At 51.8% G+C, this 20,243-nt stretch carries 10 protein-coding genes; 2 read left to right on the forward strand and 8 right to left on the reverse strand.

Annotation, left to right across the window (positions count from 1 at the left end; all coding sequences use genetic code 11):
• Positions 1–2: 2 nt before the first annotated feature.
• From IPG22_05120 to IPG22_05155, 8 genes are all read right to left on the reverse strand, one after another.
• On the reverse strand, positions 3–1,061 hold the full coding sequence (locus IPG22_05120; protein MBK6587682.1) for a glycoside hydrolase family protein: 1,059 nt from the start codon (positions 1,059–1,061) through the stop codon (positions 3–5).
• Positions 1,061–1,798 carry a rhamnogalacturonan acetylesterase gene (locus IPG22_05125; GenBank protein MBK6587683.1) on the reverse strand — a complete coding sequence of 246 codons (738 nt, stop codon included), beginning with the start codon at positions 1,796–1,798 and terminating at the stop codon, positions 1,061–1,063. Before IPG22_05125 ends, IPG22_05120 begins: the two co-directional genes overlap by 1 nt.
• A 2-nt stretch (positions 1,799–1,800) precedes the next feature.
• Positions 1,801–3,135 (reverse strand): Gfo/Idh/MocA family oxidoreductase, encoded by a 1,335-nt coding sequence (locus tag IPG22_05130; protein ID MBK6587684.1) that lies wholly within the window; start codon positions 3,133–3,135, stop codon positions 1,801–1,803.
• A 6-nt stretch (positions 3,136–3,141) separates the two neighbouring features.
• Positions 3,142–4,548: a glycoside hydrolase family 28 protein gene (locus IPG22_05135; protein MBK6587685.1), complete on the reverse strand. Its 1,407-nt coding sequence runs from the start codon at positions 4,546–4,548 to the stop codon at positions 3,142–3,144.
• A 6-nt stretch (positions 4,549–4,554) separates the two neighbouring features.
• Positions 4,555–6,564, reverse strand: a complete 2,010-nt coding sequence (gene pelA, locus IPG22_05140; protein MBK6587686.1) for a pectate lyase — start codon at positions 6,562–6,564, stop codon at positions 4,555–4,557.
• A gap of 178 nt (positions 6,565–6,742) precedes the next feature.
• The gene (locus IPG22_05145) at positions 6,743–10,375 is read right to left on the reverse strand and encodes a TonB-dependent receptor (GenBank protein MBK6587687.1); all 3,633 of its coding nucleotides are present in this window, start codon (positions 10,373–10,375) and stop codon (positions 6,743–6,745) included.
• 902 nt (positions 10,376–11,277) lie between these two features.
• Positions 11,278–15,261, reverse strand: a complete 3,984-nt coding sequence (locus IPG22_05150; GenBank protein MBK6587688.1) for a hypothetical protein — start codon at positions 15,259–15,261, stop codon at positions 11,278–11,280.
• A gap of 20 nt (positions 15,262–15,281) precedes the next feature.
• On the reverse strand, positions 15,282–17,339 hold the full coding sequence (locus IPG22_05155; protein MBK6587689.1) for a carboxypeptidase regulatory-like domain-containing protein: 2,058 nt from the start codon (positions 17,337–17,339) through the stop codon (positions 15,282–15,284).
• Between the two features lie 197 nt (positions 17,340–17,536).
• Between IPG22_05155 and IPG22_05160 the strand changes: the two genes are divergently transcribed.
• Positions 17,537–19,195, forward strand: coding sequence for a heme-binding protein (locus IPG22_05160; GenBank protein ID MBK6587690.1), 1,659 nt, complete (start codon positions 17,537–17,539; stop codon positions 19,193–19,195).
• 4 nt (positions 19,196–19,199) lie between these two features.
• Positions 19,200–19,979, forward strand: coding sequence for a hypothetical protein (locus IPG22_05165; GenBank protein ID MBK6587691.1), 780 nt, complete (start codon positions 19,200–19,202; stop codon positions 19,977–19,979).
• The last annotated feature ends 264 nt before the right edge of the window (positions 19,980–20,243 follow it).

The raw sequence follows: 20,243 nt of genomic DNA on the forward strand, positions 1-20,243 counted from the left end.
TTCTATTTTTTGAGAGGGATCGATTGATTCCAGCTCGCGCCTTGTCCATTAATGGTACCGCTTACGGCAAAGAAAACGTGCGTCGGTTTTCCATTCTCGATCAGAACATGCGGCCGCTCGGTCTTACCAACCTTCGTCGTCGTACCGTCGGCCCACAAAATATTTCTCGAAACCGCGATACCTGGTTGCGGAACCGTCCATTTAATTCCGTCATCGGATGTCGCGTAAAAGATCTCTTTATCGGGCGAATATTTACGTTCATGATCGAGCATCAAGGCTTTGTATTTGCCGTTCTCGATCCATATGAAAGGATCTTCAGCACCGATGCCCATGTTCAAGGGCTGATCCGTAACTCGCTTATATTCCTTGTCGTATCGATCAGCGATCGCCAAACCGATCGCATGAACCGTGAGCCGCGTAACCCCTTTATAATAAAGCATTACTCGCCCATCTTTAAGCACGACCGGCGCCGCATTGCTTGTCAGATATCTGTCCCAGGAGTCGGTTTTTACATCAAGGATCGGTTTGTCGAGTCGTTTCCATGGCCCGTAGGGCGATTTCGAGGTCGCGAGCCCGATGCGCTCGTGCTGGTGGGCATCGAGTTTAGTTGGTGAATCATCGTTAATGCGAAAGTCCAGACCCGGGCGTTTCCCTTTATACGTTGTTCCCGTGTAGTACAGCAAATACGTATCCTTGTATTTTCTGATCGCCGGATTATGCGTCATCTGGCCGTCCCAGAATTCCTCGCCGCGCGGCGGTAGTGCGACATCGCTGAATTTATAGGGCCCGGCGGGTTTGTCGGAAATAGCGTGTACGATCTCAGAATTCGTTAGCCAATACGGCCCAAATCCGGGCGGTTTTGGCCAGCGGGACGCGAACATATGGTATTTTCCGTCGTCGCCCTTAATGACCGACCCGCACCACACCCAATAACCATCCATACGAAACCCGCCGTCAAGCGGCGCAGGCAAAAGTTTATCGTGAAACTCATTCGTCTGCGCCGATAGACTAGCCGCAAAAACGGCCAGCAAAAGAAGGATCTGCAAACGTCTAAGTCTCATTATTTCCTCAAATACTTGGTTAGCATGATCTTATTCTCGCGTATGCCTTCGACCGCAAGCTTCGCCATTTCCTCAGCTCCGAGCGGACTGAAATGCGTGTTATCCTCGACGCCTTTTGGGTAATTAGGGTGTTCGCCCGGCTTTAATTGCAGAAACAGCTTGGTCGAACCATCTTTTCCATATCGCGTCATAACCGCCGCACTTTTGCTCTCCATGTCGATCACGGCAGCGTTCTCGGCTTTGCCGACAGCTTTTACTGCCTCGGGGTATTCGCCATGGGTTTTTACGAGTACTTCGTTCTCGAACTTACGACGCGAAACTGGCGTCATCAGCACCGGCGTCGCACCTTTTGCCCGAACGTCGCGAATGAATCTCGCCAAATTTGCCTTGTAATCGTCCGGCGACGCGTAAACCGCCGGTTTGTCCTTTTTCTCGTCGTTATGGCCGAACTCAATGAAAACGAAATCGCCCTTTTTAAGTGCATCGACTATCTTTTGCCAGTGGCCTTCATCGACGAAGGATTTCGTGCTTCGTCCATTTAGCGCTCGATTGTCGATCTTTACCTTTGCCGGGTCGAAATGCTGCTGGAGCATTTCGCCCCAACCGGTTTCGGGCCGTCGATCAGCCGCTTTATTCGCCGCGGTCGAATCTCCTGCAAGAAAAACGGTTAACTGGGCCGACGCGGAAGCACTCAACAACAAAGCGAAAAGCAAGACTAGCACGATGGCCAAGATCAACCTCATAAACGTATCAACTCACTGATCTTGACGGGACGCTTTTGCTCGATGCTCGTCCTGGCCGCGATCCCGGTCAGGCAAGACATCGCACCGGCACGCGAATCCGGCAATTTCAGATGCTCGGGAACCTGAGCGTTCTTAAATATCACCTCGCGTAGCCGATCGTCACCGCCCGAGTGTCCGCCGGCGATATTTGGCATCTCGATCCGCTCGCGGCCGCGAGGGAAACTCTTAATGAGGTAGATCTCAGATTGCAGCTGCTCGGGCCACGGCTGGCGTTCGTAATCGCGAACCTCAAGCCTGCCTTTCGTGCCGTTAAAGGCGATCCGATAGCCTTCGATCGGCATTGAAGCATTGAGCGAATAGCTCATACTGACGCCATTCGAATACTTGACCGCCGCCGACATTGTGTCGTAAATATCGATGTCTTCCTTAAACACGCAGCCGTCACGCATATACCCGTCAACGTCCTCGCATTCGGCATACAGCTTCATCAATCGAGCGTCTTTTGTCAGATCCCAAAAGAACGGGCACTTTGCTTTGTGCGGGCACGTGCGGCAATTTGTATGGCGAAACGTCCCGGCCTTGCCGTAGACATTCAGGTCGCCGTAAGCCGTCACCTCGACCGGATCGGCACCGAGCCACCAGTTCACCAGGTCAAAATGATGCGTCGCCTTATGCACCCAAAGGCTGCCGCCGCCTGCTTTCAAACGGTGCCAGCGGCGGAAATAATCCGCGCCGTGCGACGTGTCGAGGTACCAGCTGAAATCGACCGACGTAACCTTACCGATCTCGCCGGATTGCAGTATCTCTTTTATTTTCTGGTGCTTGGGCGCGTAGCGGTAATTGAAAGCAACTGTGATCTTGCGGTTATTTTTCTTTTCGGCATCAATTACCGCCTGAGCCTGAACAGCCTCGGTTACCATAGGTTTCTCGGTGATGACATCAATGCCCATCGCGAGAGCTTTGGTAATGAATTGATGATGTGTCGAATCCATCGTCGTCACCATCAGAAGCTCAGGCTTGGTCTTGGCGACCATTTCGTCAAAACTCGTGAACGTCGGGCAGCTCGCACCGATCAGTTTTTTTCCGGCTTCGGCACGCTTACCGTTCTTGTCGCAAAGGCCAACGAATTCGATCTCGTTCGCATAGCGTTCGAAGATGTCTTTGCCCCACATTCCCGTACCGCGGTGTCCGGTTCCGACCATTGCGTAGCGTTTTCGAGCCAGTGGTGTGACGGTGGCCGCGGACAGCGAGCCCGTTAACAGGGCCGACGCGGCCGCAACGCCGGATGCCTTTACAAAATCACGACGGTTTATCGATCCTTTATCTGACATAATTTTTTACAATAACGAATCAGTTAACTTCCCACCTATCTTTACGTTTTTCAGTTTAATGCCTCTGACGTTTTTGACGATGCTCGGATTCTTCATCTCTCCGATCGTGCAATTGCTGATAGAGACATCGTATATCGGAGCATTATCGAGGCCTTGCAGATCCGCTACACGATTGCCGGATGTGCATGTCAGCCCGTCGATCTGCAGGTTTCGCATGACGGGAATGTACTCGCCCTTCGCTCCCTCCTCATAATTAAAGTCGATCTCGATCACTGCTCGCGAAACCTGGCCGACGACGTTGTTCTTATAATAAAAGTTTTCGAGTTTACCGCCGCGCGAAGCATTATTTTTGACGCGAATGGCGGTCCAGAGATCGGGGCTGTCGAGCTTGTTATCGTGAGCGAAGAGGTTTCGCACGCCGCCCGAGATCTCGCTGCCGACCGTAATTCCGCCGTGGCCGTCACGCATCGTACAATTGCGGACGATTATATTCTCGGTCGGAACATTGAGCCGGCGTCCGTCATTATTGCGCCCTGATTTGATAGCGATGCAATCGTCGCCGGTATCAAAAAAGCAATTGTCGATCAGAACGTCCTTGCATGATTCCGGGTCGCAGCCATCGTTGTTCGGGCCGTGCGACGAAATGTTCAAATTTCGAACTATGACGTTTTCGCACAGAACCGGATGAACTTCCCACATTGGTGAATCGACGATCTTCACGCCCTCGATGAGAACATTTTTACACTTATACGGCTGTATGAACTGAGGCCGCAGATAGTGTTTTTCGCCAAAGACGCGTTCGGCTAACGGCACGTTCCGCGTCATCATATCGTAAAGTTTGTCGCGGTCTGGTTTTTGGCTGATCTTTGCCGGGTCGCCGCCGTAACGCGGGTTGCCGTGCCATTTCCAAAAGAAGGATTTGCCCTGTCCGTCAAGCGTTCCTTCGCCCGTGATGCCAATATTCGTTTGCTCGTAAGCGTAGATGAACGGCGACAGATGCATCAGCTCCATGCCTTCCCAGCGGGTGTGGACGACCGGTAGATACGCTTTCGGGTCCATCGAGAATTTAATCGTCGCACCTTTTGAAACGTACAAATTTACGTTCGATTTCAGCTGGATCGCACCTGTTAAAAACTCGCCCGCCGGCACGACGACGCGGCCGCCGCCGGCTTTTGAACAGGCGTCGATCGTCTTGTTGATCGCCTCGCGGCAGTCGAATTGCCCGCCTGCTTTCGCACCGTACTTGAGGATATCGAAATCCTTCTTCTTAAAGGTCGGCGGTTTTATACGAGCGAGGATCTTTGGATATTCAGTCTTCCACGGATCTGCCTGTCCAAAGGACATTGTCGGAAAGATGGCAATTCCCGCCGCTCCGATCGCAAACGTTTTGATAAATTCTCGTCTGTTGTGCATAAAGATCTATTTCGCCTGTTTTGCCTTCCACTTCGGATACTCGATCTCGATCAGATTTCGCGGGTTTTCGATGTACCAGGCGTAACCGTTGCGGCGTTCTGCTTCGATCTGTGCGACGTCGTATTTGATCACGGAATCGCGCCCGATAAAGATCGGCTTCATTGTTTCAAATTCGTAAAACCTAGCCCAGATCGGCTTCGCGGCTTTGTCCGGAACGACCACATTATTTCCGTTGACGCGTTCCCATTTGATGCCTGTCAGCTTCGTGGATTCGAACCACTTTATCGCCGCCTCGATCGCCGCCGTGATCTCGGGCGTTTGTTTTTCGGCCATAAGGTACCGCACGATGCCAACGCTTTCGCTCGACGTCAGACACGGCGGTTCGAATTTACGTGCCCACGCCGGTTTCAGCGTTACTTCGTCGTATTGCTGCACCCAAACGGTCTTTTTCCCGCCGATCTCGACCTGAAGTTTGAGGATCAGCGGCAGCGCTTTGGCGGCGGCGGCGGCGGCTTTTGCGCGGCGGCCTTCGTCGACGAATTTGTAATCATCCTTCGCATTGCCAATATCGCGGAGCACGGTCAGCACGCCGATCATCGCGTCGTCGTTGAATGTAATGTGCGTATAGTAACCTCTTTTCAGCGGAAAGAACTGCGGAAATCCACCGTTCTCATACTGCGACGAGAGGAGATAATCCAGGCCTTTGTTGAATGATTCCTTGTACTTCGGAAAATTGGTCGGCGGCGACGTTTTCAGGAGGCTCGCGGTGATCAGTTTCCCAAGATAAGCGACCTGCGTGTAGCTCGTCCGATTGTCGATCGTGGTCTCGCTGATGTCGGCGCGTTTCGCGAGTAAAGCATTCTTTTCGGCCTGCGTCAGCATCGCGGCGTGATCGGAATTTTTTTCCCAGCCGCCGTTGTCCTTCTGATAAACGAGCAATTGATCGCCGATCCTCGCGGCCTCGTCGGTCTGATACCACAGAGCAGGCATTTTCAGAATATCGCCGCCCCACTGAACGAGCCGCCAATCGGGCTTTGTTTTTTCCAGCCACGAATCGTTCGCCGTTTTCGGATTCCATCCGTCTTTGCCTTTAAGAAAGTTCTCGGCTGAAAACGCTGTGGCTTCGGCGTCAGTCAATTGATGCGACCATTTCACCCGTGCCGCGTCGTTGGCGCCTTTTCCGGTCGATTTATATTCGGCGAAGTATGCGGTCTTTTCGCGTTCCGGCTGCCAGTGATGCCAGCCTTCGGGCTTGATGTGCTCGCCCATTTCTGTATTGAGAAAAACCGTGCGGCCATAATCACGCCACGGGCGGCCGAGAAACACGCCTTTTTCCGTGTTTTCGGCAGTGAGACGGCATTTATTGAAAACGAATCCGGCAGGTTCAGTTGCGGCAAAACGCATCGGCGCGGTCAAATATCCGTCGCCTTTACTGCGTATCTCGCAGTTTTCGAAGACCGCCGCAGCCTGGCCGAATATGAAATCGACCGTGCCCTCGATATAGCTGTCTGTGTAATACTGACGGCCGTTCTTTGCGTAAAGCGTGTCCTGCCAGCCGAGGAAACGGCACTTCTTAAAGACCGCACGATCCGCTTCGACCAAAAGCGCCACCGCCTGGCCGCCTGCGGGCGAAGGCTTGCCGAAGGAATTTTCGAACGTAATATTCTCAGCGTAAAAATCGTGCCCGCCGATATAGGTCGCATACGCCGCGGATGTCGAACCGGCATCTTTGTTGGAGATCTTGAAGGAAAGTATCGTTTTCGCTGCATCCGTGCCGATAAACGATACGTAAGGCTTGTTGGCGGGAACGCGGATCTGTTCCTGATATGTCCCGGATTTGATGGCGATCACAAACCTCTTTGCGTTGTTTTCCGGAACCTTGTTGATCGCTTCCTGAACGGTCTTAAAATTCCCGGTTCCATCTGCGGCAACGGTAAGATCGGGCTTCTGCCCAAAAGCGGCTTGTGCCGCGAGGACAACAAACAATAAGAGGTTTACAAATACTGCTTTCTTCATTTAGCGCCGCGGCCCCCTATTTCAGGTCGGGCAGATGCCTGCACGATTTCGATACCGTTTAAGGTTCGACGGTTGTTCAAAAAAACCGGATCTTTACAGGAAAAATGCGCCGCACAAGTAAAAAACAAAACTACCTGTGCGGCGCACTATCCACATTCGATCGATCGGGAGCGTCGACTTAGAAGGTAAATCTCGCACCGAGCTGAATGTCTCTCGGCAGATTTCTCTGTGCGTTGACCAGGCCGAACGTCGAGGTCGAGCCGGTCGAAGGCGTCAGATTCAAACCTGTGAAATTGACCCAATTCATTACGTTGATGCCTTCGACGCGTACCTGCAGCTTCATTCCCTCACGGATCTTGAAGTTCTTGGTCAGGCCCGCATCAAATTTCTGGAAGTACTGATTCCGGAAATTATCCAGCACGTACGGCATGTTACGCAGAACGTTCTGCGACGACGTAGCATAGTTACCGCCGAATGCCGGAACGGTCAGGGCACCTGTCGTCGGATTCGTCAGGAAGAATCCGGCAGTATCGAACGCCGGAATATCAACGCCGTAACGGCGGCCCTGATCGTCATACTGTCCGAGCTTGTTCGTCAGATTCTTCGGATCACCGTTGTAATACACATTCGGAAGAACAAGCGGTTCGCCGCTCTGCCGTTCGTATATCGCCTGCAGCTGCCATCCGCCCAGGAAGCCATCGACCCAGCCATTCCAGTTACTGCCGAATGAACGGTTCTTACCGAACGGAAGCTCATAGATGCCTGAGAAGGTAAAGCGGTGCGGGCGGCTGTTGGTCGAGATCGAATCCGACAATTCAAGATCCTGCGGATTCAGGCGACGCGTCTTCTCGTGGTCATAAGCGTAGGTGTAGGTCGCGTTGAGCGATAATCCCTTCGAATAACGCTTGACCGCTTGAATCTGCAACGAAGCGTAATCGCTCGTGCCGTTATATTCCGTCGTTACCAGATCCTGGAACTGCGGATTTGCGGTTATCAAACGATAGCGGGCGAGTGTATTTCCATTCCACGTGGCGTTGGTCGGGACCAAACCACGGAACGGATTTGCAACTGTCGTGGTCAGGAAGGTGCTAACCGTTGAGATCGCGGTCGAGATCGTATTGAAATCAGTCACTCCGGCCAAGTTATTCAAATACTGGGTCGGCACATAGTTAAGCTGACGCAGGACCGGAAGGTCGTATCCGTGTGAATAGACCAATGTTGCCTCAAAACCGATCTGACCCGGAAGTTCACGCTGAACACCCAAAATAGCTCGTGCGGAATTGCCGTTCTTGCGGCGTCCGTTAGGCAGAACCGATGCGGTCGGCCCTGTACCGCCGACGCTTCCAAGCGTGCTGCCAATCGAAGTAACGAGGCCCAGCGACGAACCGGTTGCGGGATTCAAACCGCCCGGGAAAGGATTGTTGAGCGTGCCCGTGAAGGTCAGGCCGTTGTCGCTCGACGCGAGAAACGTCGTGGACGGTGTGAAACCGGTCTGGACCAGCGAAGCCGTGATGCCCGAAAGCTGGAATGGTGCAGTGAATATTCCAAATCCGCCGCGGATGACGGTCTTAGAATTTAAGGAATACGAAGCACCGATGCGGGGCTGGATGTTGTTCACATCCATCTTCTGCTGCGGAGCATCGCCGCTATCGGCAAAGATCAATCCGCCGACCAGGTTCTGAAAAGCTGTCGCTGGAATACCGAGAGGAACGTTTGCATTGTAGTTTGCCAATGCTGCCGGCCCGAGCGGGTTAGCGACGGTTGCATTGTAACCGGTCACGATCTTGCCGAATTCTTCTCTGACTGCCGGTTCCAACTCATATCTCAAACCAAGATTCAGTGTCAGATTCTGCGTAACACGCCAGTCGTCCTGAATGAACCACCCCTGATAATTGGAGTGAACGTCATACGAAACGCCCTGATCCAGGGTACCGCTCGTAGTGATGCCCAGCAGGTAAGAAGCAAGGTCGCGGCCGACCGCACCAGCTCCGTTGATCGACGAGTTAGTCGTGATCAGGCTGCCCGACGAGGCTTGGGTCGTATATGTTCCGGTCGTCGTGAAGTTACCTGCATTATTTCCGTTCGTGATACGTCCTTCACCCAAACGGCGGAAATCGTAACCGTATCTGAACGTGTGATCGCCAACAATATGAGTAAATGCAGGCTGGATCGACAACTCCCTGAATGTACGCGTCAGGCCTTCATTATAGTCAGAACGCTGCGGGCCGAACGTGTCGTAATTCGTGAAATTAAAACGCGAGACTATCGTCGAATTCGTGATCGCCGCAATTCCGGTAAAGCCAAGTGCTGCAGCCGATTTCGGATTTGCCGGAACACGATCCTGCTTAAAGCTGTTGTAGTTACCGCGAAGGTCGAATATTAGATTCGAAGCGAGAGTCGCGGTATAACCGACGCTGCCGCCTTTGTTGATGCGGTATTCGAATCCGCGGGTGAATGCGTCCGGCGTTTCGAGGAAATTGAACTTGTCGTCGTACTGTGTGCTCCAAAACGCTTTACCGAAGATCCGCTGACTGTCGCTGATATTGTGATCGATACGCGTCAGGAATGTTTTGTACGGAAGAATGTTGGTGTTGTTTGAAAAGAAGTTCCTGGTAGTTCCAGGCAAGTTCGGCAGCGGATAAAGCTTGAGGAAATTCATCGCAGCGGCATTTATACGTGCCGTCGGAATGATATTGCCTGCAAACGGAGTGCGGCAGATCGTCGTTCCGGTCGGGCTCGCCGCACATGTCGAACTGGCGCGGAAGGCAGTTGCCGGATCGTAGATCAAAATGCCTGAAGCGAGAAGCTCAGAAAAATCCCCGGTACGCATCTTCGCCGTCGGAACGCTGAAAAGCGCCGGAGCGGGAACGCGATTGTACTGCTTCTCATACGACGCCATGAAGAACGTCTTATCCTTAACGATCGGCCCGTTGACCTGGCCGCCGTAGCGGTAATAGTGACGGCTCGGGCGTTCAACACCGGCCTTGTTGCTAAAGAAGTTATTAGCCGTTAATTTCGTACTGCGGTCGAAATATGATCCGGCACCGTGAAACTTGTTCGTGCCGTTCTTGACCGCTACGTTGACCGTTGAACCGGCAGTGAATCCATTTTGAGCGTCGAAGCTGCTGGTCTGGATCTTGAACTGCGAAACAGCATCTGACGGCGGTGTGTAAGCCACCGATCCGTCGAAACCAAGATTTGGCGAGCCGTCGAGTGTGATCTGGTTACCGCCCACGCCATTTGTACGAAACGCCGCGAGGTTGCCGTTCGAGGTCGGTCCGGTGAACAAAGGGTTTCCCGTATAAGCCACGCCCGGTGCCTGAAGGGCCAGGTTGTAGGCAGCACCCTCAGAAAGCGGAAGTTCTTCGATCTGCTTTGCCGTAACTACCGTTCCGGTCGTGACCGATCCTTTCTCGATCAGTTCGTTATCGGCAACGATGTTCACCTGCTCCGATTCGGTTCCGATCTCGAGTTGAATATCGACCGATAGACGATCGCCGACATTCAGGGCGACCGCGTCGCGAAACGATTTCTTGAACCCGCCGCCGCTCACCGTGATCGAGTATTTACCCGGATTGAGAAGAGGCGCGACATACGCTCCCTCATCATTTGTGGCCAGCGTGGTGGAGATATTCGTATCGACATTCCTTATGACGACGGTAGCGTTGGGCACAACGGCTCCATTCGGGTCGGTCACTACACCAGTGATCGTACCGCGAAATTCCTGCGCCATTGCCGCCGACACAAACATCAATAATGCGAAAACAAATGCACCGAAAATACTCGATCTGCTGTTCAAACTTCTTTTCATAGCTCTAAATCCTTAATTGTTATGGGCGTTTTATTTCTCTGCTTCTCTCGACCCGATCGTTAGATCAACGATACTCTGAGGCCCAAATTCGAATTGGTAACACCAATTAAACTGCATTCAAACTTTCAACTCGAACCCAAAAAGGCTGCCTTACAGCATAAATGTTCGATAATACTTAAGTCGGAAAGCAAAAGTATTATGACCAAGGCTCATTTTGTTGTCAAGGTTATTTTGACCAATTGAGATAAAAATGAATTATGGGTTTTACCAATTGAGCTACTGGAGCACGTGACTGGAGCGGGGCGTACCGAGCTTCAGTAGCAGAAATTCCTAAGTCTGCTTAGCAGACGCAATTGCTTTTAGCTACAGGTGAAGCAAAGCGGAACCTGTAGGAAACTCCCCCCAAAAGCTATCGAGCGTGTGAAACACGCGGGCACGTTCCGCATGCTTCGCAAGCTTTATTGGATTCGGTTTTCCTCTTTACACATTCCGGCTTTCGCCGCCATGTGTAGCTAACATAATTTAGCGTGTTTCACACGCCCGATCAGGATCAATTTTCTTTGACATGGTCCGCGATTGAGAGAATCTGCGGCGACCTTTGACCAATCTGCCAGATCACTCTACCAAACTGTGCAAAGCAGCTGAAAATGGGGTGATTTACCTCTACCAATCACAAGGCCGTTTTGCGCCCCGGAAGCGGCCGCCTGATCGACGAAAGACAGTATTTACGGGCATCGCAGCCTTCATGTCCGAAAAAGTGTGAAACGATTCACACTTTTTATTGGGCAATTTTTGGTAAAGATAGGTGAAAAGTGAAAAAACACAAAAATACCTCTTCCGAACACTAAAAAAGGCTGCCTTTTCAGACAGCCCCATTCGGTTATGTTAAAAGGAAAAGACGCCTATTTGATCGGCTGATCCGAAACAGTAAAGAAGTCACCGGTTCCGCTGTTTGTCCTGAGCATCCGCATCACATCCTCATACCCGAACGGCCTTGCACCGCGGCGGCCGAAGACGGCGATCTGGTTCCCGCTTTCATCGACCGCTCGATCGCGGTCAAGCCCCTTCGAAAGTCCGACCGCCTCGCCCTTGGTCTTAAAGGTCGCGATCAACTGCGGCTCCGGCCGCGGACTGAATCCGGCATAGGTCGGCATCGTCTCAGGATCGGTGAGCTGCAGAACTTTGAGCCCGTTCTTACCGTCAGCGACATACGCATAAAGGCTGGCGTTGGTCATCGCAACCTTGACGGCGTGAGCATCATTTATCGTGCCGCCAGCGTTAAAGGTCTGATCGAGCTTCGGCTCCTGAGGTTTCTCGATATCGATGATCGCTATACCTTCCTCGCCGTTTGCGACATAAGCATAGGTTCGCGCGAGGTAGATATCATGGGCATGAGCCAGCGGAACTGAAGCCCCCTCGACCTTAACTACCTCGCCCTTGCTTTGCAGTTCCTTGATATCCAGGACATGCATTCCCGCGTGATCGACCACGAAGGCGTACAGGAACTGAACCGCTACCGCCTTAGGCTGATCAAAGGGGATCTGCTTCACGACCTTCGGCTGAAGCGGCGTTGCGAGATCGATGATCACAAGATCCCGTTCGGTCGTAATATAGGCGTAATTTCCGGCGATCGTGACATTATTTGCGCCGGTCAGAATGCCGTTCGGATTGTAGGTGAGCGAGCGGCTCAAGAAATTATTCCGAGGTTCGCCATCGAGCAAAGTCCCGGCACCAACGAGGATCAGCCCTTCGAATTTGTCGGCCACATAAAGATACGCATACAGCGGATGAATCGGCCCTTCCTCGTTGATCGCAGGTGCTGGTTTGCCGGCCTTTTTGGCCTCGGCATTGAGCCATAAAGCTTCGTCCGGTGGAACCTGATCTAATGTACCGTCGTCCTTGAGAACCGTTCGCCAACGCGTCGGATCGACCGCAAGCGTCGATGGAGCGGCGACTGCTGTCGCATATTTCGTAGGAACGTAGAATTTCTGTCCGATCGGCGAAACCGGAGCCGTGGTTATCCTTTCAGAAAATCCCTTGTGGTCGATCTGAGCCACGTCATACACACGCAGCCCGCCCTTTCCGGCCGCAACATATGCATACTCACCGCGAACCTGAACCTGCAGAACCTCAGGACGGCCTTTGTTTTCGTATACTTCCTCGAGTTCCCTGCCATCGCGAACGAACTTCTCGTAGTTATCCTTATACGCAAGCTTGTGCAGATTACTGCCGTAAACCGCTTGCGGCTCGGTGTGTTCGGTTACGGCAACGGCCTCTAGAGCATCGGTTCCCGCTATATAAATATAGCGGCCCATGAAATTCACAAAGTTCGTGCCCTGGAGCAGAACTTGGGCGAGCCAGGCGTTATTATCTTTATCTTTAGAGACGTGGCAGTCAGAACAACCCTGAGTTTCCTTGCCTCGAACCGTATGGGGTACGTGCGTATTAAAAGCCTGCCCCGAAAAACCCTCAGCTGATAGCGTCTGCTGCTGGTGATAGATCCATTCCCGATTCTGATTCCGCGAGCTTACAAGCACGGCAGAACTCGACCGAACCGGAGCGACCATGTGACCTGTTACGGTTCCGTCCTTACCCAGCATGAAGATATCGTCGCGCAGGACCTGGAAATTATAGGAAGTAAAGTTTCGAGAATCGCCGCCTTCGTTATGGCGCATCGGCGTTTTGCGATTCGCCTCCATACTCAGATGGCAGCCAAAACAGCTCGTGACCCAGGAGGTATGACACGCGTAACACGTCATGCTGCTCTCGCGATGGGCAAGCATTTCCTCGGTCGCCTTAGTATCACCCCACGTTTTTGCGTCACGCTGCATCGTCTTGGCATAGGCGCTTTTTTCATTGTAATCCGGATTTCCCGGCGTGACAGTGTCAGCGGTTTGCGTTACTTTCCAGCATTTTCCTGGCTCGACGATAGAGTTTTGAACTATATCGCCCTGCTTAAGAACGATCGGCTCACCTTTCTCATCCTTACATTTCTTGGCAGTTGCTTGAGCAGCCGTAGCCAATACCTGCAGCACCGAGAGCCGACGGCCATCTATTCCGCGAAACTGCAGTCGCGTCAGGTCACGGCCAATCAGGGGCTTCTTGGCTCTTTCGCGCAAAGTTATCTCGCCGCGGACGGTCACAGGCATTGCCGCCGGGCCGCTGGTCAGCGTATTTGCCTTTTCTTTTGCGGATCCGTGGCAGTCTACACAGCCGATCTCGAGAGCAGCTCGCGGTTCGTTATAAAGGATTCCAGTACCATGGCTGTCCTGACGGAAGTGGCAATCGACGCAGTGCATTCCCTTTTCGAGATGAATATCCTGTAAGTGGACAGCTTTTTTAAATTTGTCAGGATCCTCCGGAGCGACCACCTTATCATCGGCGTCCAATAGGTTGCCCTTTCGGTCCTTTTTATAGACATTCTTGAACATCCAGCCATGGCCGTGGGAATCGGCGAACTGAACATTCTTGAGCTTACTGTTGAACTCCGCCGTACCCGTTTTTTGTAAAAATATTGAATCAGACCACAACCCACGGACGGAAGAACCTTCAGGATTTTTTTGTAGTTTCGCGATCTCTTCGGACTGCGTGGGGTTGATCTGCTTGTCCTGCGGATACATCATTTTGCCGTCTGATTCGTTATCCCACCATGTACGGCCAAGATAGGTCGCGACCATATTTGTCCCGGGGTGCATATGACAGGTCATGCATTGAGTAGTCGGGATCTGCGACGTAAATTGATGTTTTATTGGATGGCCGGATTCGTTCTTCGGAATACTCTTGTCAGCCGATTGTGAGAAGCCCTGATTCCCTGCCTGCGCGTAATGGCCGGCCGCAGTCACGCTTGTGTCATTTGCGTAAACCACGTGACACGCAGTACATCCGGCCGAACGATAATCACCAGCCTGATCATTCGTTCCAAGAAAGTTCAGCGTTGGATCGAGTAAGCGTGTTTTCTGCAAGCCCAGATAAACGGGATCTGTTCGATTGTTTGTACCAAGTCCGCGAGGGCTGAGTCCTTTGTCTGGTTTTCCGCCCTCTTCTTCCCTATCAGGGTTTCCAATCTCAAGACGCCGTTTACCGCCACGCTCGAAAACACGAAGGATATTTCCGGGCTGCGACAACTCCCAGCGCGGAAGCGGATATATTGATTCAAGAAAGCCTTTCTTGGCCTGCTGTTCACGAGTTGGTTTTGGACTTTGAAACAAAGCCTGCGGATAACCGTCCTCGTTATAGCTTTCCCCAAAATGGGTATCTTTTATATGAAAACCGCCGTTATTATAAAGAGCCGCCCCCCACAGCATTGCCCCATGAGCCATGCTGCCCTGGGAGACGTTACGGTTCTGATCTGCATGACATTCACCGCATGATTGCTGGATGACGCGAAAATCTCCGGGATTCACGAAACGAACAAACTCGCGGCTTTCCTTGGCGATCAAGGCATTCGTACGCTCAGGATTTTTGCTGGAGCAATCCCCGTTTTTACACCCCCATTCTTTAGGGAACTTTGGTTGAACGTGAGCTTCTTTTTGAATCGTCGAAGCAGGATTGCCGCCGTGGCAAGCCGTACACGTCAGTCCTTGCGCGTCCTTACCTTCCTTTATCGTGTCAAAAACGTCGCCGGTCGCATTGTAGCGGTGCATCGGCTCGATATTGTTATGGCATTTAATGCAGCCTTCTAGTTTAGGTACGGCTTCAACCGCAGGCGCAGCCGTTGCGGCAGGTACTGGGGCTGGAGAAGCTGCGTTAGCGGGCGGTTTCTCCTGCGCACTAACTTTTAGTTCTGCAAGCGAATTGACTTTCCAACCGGCTGCGATAAGTAGGCACGCGAATGCAAACAAAACGATCAACTTGATTCGTACAACCCTGTCGGATTTTGCTCTCATGTCGAAAAATGCCTCTCGCTCTAGAAGATCAGTTTCATCTGACTAAACAGTGAATATTGGGGTTTTGACGGATTAACTACATCGCCCGTGCAAAAATTCGGTATCGGGCAATTTCGCGCCCGATCGGTGTAAACATCCCTGAAGCCCTTTCCGGCAAAGAAAATGCTTCCGCCGAAAGTAAAGGTAAGATTGTTTATTAAAAAAGGACGATAAACTGCTCCGAGGCTCAGGTCGTAGCCGATCTCATGCCTCACATTCGGCTGAAACAAAACGTATTCGAGCGGTTCAGTCCTGTGGAAACGCAAGTAGTTCGCGTTAAAGATCGCCTTGAACGTTTGCGTCAATTCAGCATCGACACCGGCGTTGTAAATGAATATACCAGGATTAACAAAATTCGCCTGGCCCTCGGTCTTGCTTGATCTGAGCGTCGGCAATAGACTATTGCCCTGCACCAAACCGACCTCCGTCGACACCAGCCTTATTCCCTGGCGATTCCAGTATGAAAACTGTCCGCCAACGAAATTGGGATCGTCCAAAATTGCATCAAATCCGGTTGCCTTGTTATCCGTTGGGTTGCTGTCACCGGACGAGAAAAAAGCAGAGGCGCGAAATCGCAGCCAGTTCTTATCGATCGAAGCCTCGACCGCCGCCATATGGGCCCTAATGTCGGTTTTCTTACCCGCGATTGGATTATGGCTGTCTTTTCCAAAGGCGAAGTAGTAAGAGTTGGTCAGATTTAACACGCCGATATGGCCATCACCATTAAATCCGATGTATCCAGCCTGCACGTTATGCTGTCTCGCATCACCAACAAGAGCGGGCCTAACGAGAAAACCATTCGTGTCGTAATGAATGTCACCGCGGTCGTCGTTGTAAGCCCCGACCGCCTGAATGGTATAGCCCTTCGTCAGAAAATCCTGACGGAAAATGTTGGCTATATAAACATTCTGTTTGCGAAACTCAAAAGCGTTGAGACCGCTGTTCGTGTCCTTTTCAAGCTGGTGGAACCACGCGAGATTGAATTGGGTCTTGTTATTTGAAAAGCCGCCGAAGACCCTGGCTCCCAAGTTATTGTCGGAATAAAGAAATCCTCGGAAATCTGCGTTAAACGACTGTATTCCAACGCGGGCTGAGACAGCGTCAAAGTTATCGTTAGTATCGAACAGTTTGACCTCGCCGAAGGCCTCTTCGAGAGAAACATGATAATCAGTTCTGGTCGTCCCTCGCCTCACGTCGACGTTTACAATGCCGTTCTCTCTGGCGTTCAGATAATTAGGGATGCTGATCGTCGGCGAGATCTTGAATGCCCACGTACGTGGCCTGAATACTGTCTGTCCTTTGAAAAACTCAAACGATACCTGAAGCGTCTCGCTAAAAGAAAAGCTCTCGGGTCGGCCAAAAAAATTGTTACTGTCGGGATTGGCCGAACTTACATTATTCCCCGACGGCGTCCGGCGGAGCTCAACTCCGGTCGTGCTGGCACCGGACAAGATCATAAAATAATCGTTGCCGATGATGGGGCGATCACCTTTTAATATGTTCTGATCGTAGGGGTTGTACCAGCGTCCGCGTTTGAATGGAATATCGCGGCCGCGAGCTCCTTTGTCCCCATAGCGGTCGTACTCGGGAAATCCGATACGCCAGCGATCACGCACCTCACGCCGGTCTGGAACCGCATTCTTATCGGCTACCGGCGGGCCCTCGGCAGGAACCTCTTTGGATGGATCAGCAACCGTGAAGTCGATCTTTCGCTCGCCACCATCGACGATCACATTCTCAAGCGTGGGGCATTTTTTCTTCGACTCATCGCAGATGATATTTGAGAATGTCCCGTATTCAGGTGCTTTTCCTCGATCGAAGCGTGCCTCGAACGGAGCGGCGACCGTAATACGATAGGCACCTGATCGAACCTTTATGGAGTAGCTTCCGTCTGGTTTAGTTCTTGTTGAAGAGTTGTCAGTGTTTGTTTGATTGGTAGCTACGACCAAGACGCCTGCTGCGGGCTTGCCGTCCACAAAGGCAACTTTTCCCGTGATCCTACCGCTTGACGACTGGGCATTACTCGTATCAGCCGCCACCAAGATTAGCAACGAAGCCGCAATCAATAGAGCAAGTTTGAAACAACTCGACACCATATAGACTGACCCTTATACGACTGAAATAGAAAATGCTGTCAGTGCTTGTAACATAAATCTGCCCCAATAACAATATTTTTCCGGATTATTTCGGAAAAAACTTGACTATCACGGCGGTTTGTATAATATTCGTACGCATCATGAAAACAACCTCCACGCTCAAAAGGATCAAGTTCTTTGCGGGAATCATGATCAGCCTGTTCCTTGTTGCTTCAGTCCATTCGCAGAGCCTTACCGTTTCAGACGTTCAGACGATCATTGCTCAGGCCGTTTCAAAAGCCGTGGTGATGAACCAAAAGGTAACCGTTTCGGTCACTGATAAAGAAGGAAATCTGCTCGGCACGTTTGCGATGACGGGCACGGCTGCTAACACACTCATCAGGAGCGTTGGCCGAGCAGGCCAGGGACTCGAAAATGTGTCGATACCTTCATCCGCCGCGTCGCATTCTAAGGCAGGTACTGCAGGTATATTTTCTACCGGAGGCAACGCCTTTACGACTCGGACCGCCAGTTTTATCATTCAGGAACATTTCCCGTCTCTTATCGATAATCGACCTGGCGGACCACTTTACGGAGTCCAATTTTCTACGCTGCCGTGTTCGGATATAGCAATTGCGGCTCTTCCAGTTGGTTTGTCCGGCGATCCCGGTGGAATTCCGCTGTATAAAAATGGCGTTGCGGTCGGCGGAGTCGGAGTTGAGGGGGATGGATTGTATACCGTCGATCGCAACCCGGCGGACAATGACCAGTCCTATGAAGAAACGATTGCGGTTTACGCAACGAAAGGCTTCGAATCCCCTGAGCCTATTCGTGCTGATAACATACTGGTTGAGGGCATACGGTTTCCATTCGCGAACGTTTCGAATCCTGATAATGTTAATTTGATCTCGTTTGCCTTGTTGCCGGGACTTGTAACTGCCGCAGTGAGAGCCGCTCCGCCTTCAGATTTGGTTCCTGGAGTCCTGAACGGGGTTAATGGACAGTATAGTTCAAGATTCCCAACTATAGCAGGCTCTGCCTTAACAGTTGCAGAGGTTCAGCAGATTTTGGGGAATGCGGCGGCTACGGCTAGTCGAACGCGTGCGGGGATAAGACAACCTATCGGAAGCGTTGCCAGGGTAACAATGTCAGTTGTCGATACGGATGGTAAGGTCTTGGGGATTTTCCAGCAGAAAGATGCTCCTGTTTTCGGACTGGATGTTGCGGTGCAAAAGGCTCGTACCGCCAACTTCTTTGCACGCTCCGACGCCGGCACAAAATTAACCGCGGCCGGATTCGGTTCGTTTGTCACACGTGCGGCAGCAGATGGCATCAGCCTAAACGGGTCGATCGCATTCAGCGACCGTGCCGTTGGGTTCCTTCATAGGCCATTGTTTCCAGATGGGATAAACAGCACGCAAGCGGGGCCGTTCAGCTCCTTGCTCGCCGATTGGAGTCCTTTCAATGTTGGATTGCAATCCGAGATCATAAAAGCGTTTTTCACTTCGCCTCCAGCCATGTGTCGGGGAGTCGAATTCAAGAAAAAGGAATTCCTGATGGCACCATGCCCTTGTACATCCATTAATGAGGTCCGAAACGGGATCCAGATCTTTGCGGGCGGTATACCGATCTATCGTGGATCGACCCTTGTGGGTGCGATCGGCGTCAGCGGCGATGGCATTGACCAGGACGACCTTATCGCGGCCGGCGGTGCAAATACCTTTGCCCCTCCTGAAACAATCCGGTCAGACAGAACCTTCGTTCGCGGCGTACGCCTCCCGTTTCTGAAGTTCCCGGCCCGACCTTTCCTCGATCAGTAATAACATGTCTCTTCTGCGACTGATAGCGGTTCTCGTTCTACTCATACCGTCTGGAACGGTCGCAGTAGCGGCGCAGTCGGCCGGCTCGCTAGAAGTGTCCGGGAGAGTAAAGATCGGCGGGAAAGTCGAGAAACTGACGAGAAAGCGCTTCTACCTTTTCCGCGGCGGTCTTGAGGCAAATAAAACTCTGGTTGAAAAGTTGAAGGCCGCCAGCGTAACCTCGCGTGATTGCTTCTACTGCGCCCAGAAAGCAAGTCCCGAATTCATAGCATGGCTTAAGGCAGAAGAATGTGAGTCGCCATATTGCCGAGCCATAACGGTGGACGACACAAAGAAGGTACCCGAATTTCTGGCGGCCTACGATAAAGGATTAAAGCAATTTCGAAACAAGCCGGCCATCGCCCAACAATGGCTCACTACCAATCTTTCACCCAACTTGCGGGACGGTTTCTATAAACAGCAAAAGGCGTCAATAAGTACGATATTGGGTACGGTAAAGCCTCTTCAGTCCTCGATGACCGACAGCGTCTCGGTAAAGGCTATCTTTATCGACATCCCTGTGAGCAGCGGTAGTAAGCCGACTGAGACTTTCCTGGTCTCAAATATCATTCCGCTCGAATTCGGCGGCAAAAGCTATCTCTGGGCGTGCGAGGTTGAGATCGGTTCAGCGAAAAAGGTTACCCTCGCTCTTCAAGTACCCGAAGCCGGGAAGACGATCAAGAAATGTGAGGTTATCGTGAAGGATCTTCCGGCATGCGCGGCCGGTGTGTGTGCAGCGAAATGAGGAGACTTTTCATTCAGTTTTTAGCCGCCTTAGTCGTGATATTTTTCGCGGGCGGCTTTTCGTATGAAATATCGGCACAAAAGCGGGACTCATTTTTGCACAGCACGTCTTCACACAAAAAACTTGATTGCAGTTCGTGTCACAAGAACCCAACTTCCAATTGGGCAGCGCTTCGCGGTTATCCGGATGTTGCAGATTTTCCAGGACATACCGCCTGCAATAGCTGTCACAGCGGGAGGCAATTCCTAAACCTTTGTAGTGCTT

This window comes from Acidobacteriota bacterium (assembly GCA_016703965.1).
Taxonomy (GTDB): Bacteria; Acidobacteriota; Blastocatellia; order Pyrinomonadales; family Pyrinomonadaceae; genus OLB17.

Bases quoted from the DNA above. Each gene is read 5' to 3' on its own strand.
- IPG22_05120 (MBK6587682.1), bottom strand. From the start codon at position 1,061: ATGAGACTTAGACGTTTGCAGATCCTTCTTTTGCTGGCCGTTTTTGCG.
- IPG22_05150 (MBK6587688.1), bottom strand. From the start codon at position 15,261: ATGAGAGCAAAATCCGACAGGGTTGTACGAATCAAGTTGATCGTTTTG.
- IPG22_05160 (MBK6587690.1), top strand. From the start codon at position 17,537: ATGAAAACAACCTCCACGCTCAAAAGGATCAAGTTCTTTGCGGGAATC.
- IPG22_05165 (MBK6587691.1), top strand. From the start codon at position 19,200: ATGTCTCTTCTGCGACTGATAGCGGTTCTCGTTCTACTCATACCGTCT.
- IPG22_05145 (MBK6587687.1), bottom strand. From the start codon at position 10,375: ATGAAAAGAAGTTTGAACAGCAGATCGAGTATTTTCGGTGCATTTGTT.
- IPG22_05130 (MBK6587684.1), bottom strand. From the start codon at position 3,135: ATGTCAGATAAAGGATCGATAAACCGTCGTGATTTTGTAAAGGCATCC.
- pelA (MBK6587686.1), bottom strand. From the start codon at position 6,564: ATGAAGAAAGCAGTATTTGTAAACCTCTTATTGTTTGTTGTCCTCGCG.
- IPG22_05135 (MBK6587685.1), bottom strand. From the start codon at position 4,548: ATGCACAACAGACGAGAATTTATCAAAACGTTTGCGATCGGAGCGGCG.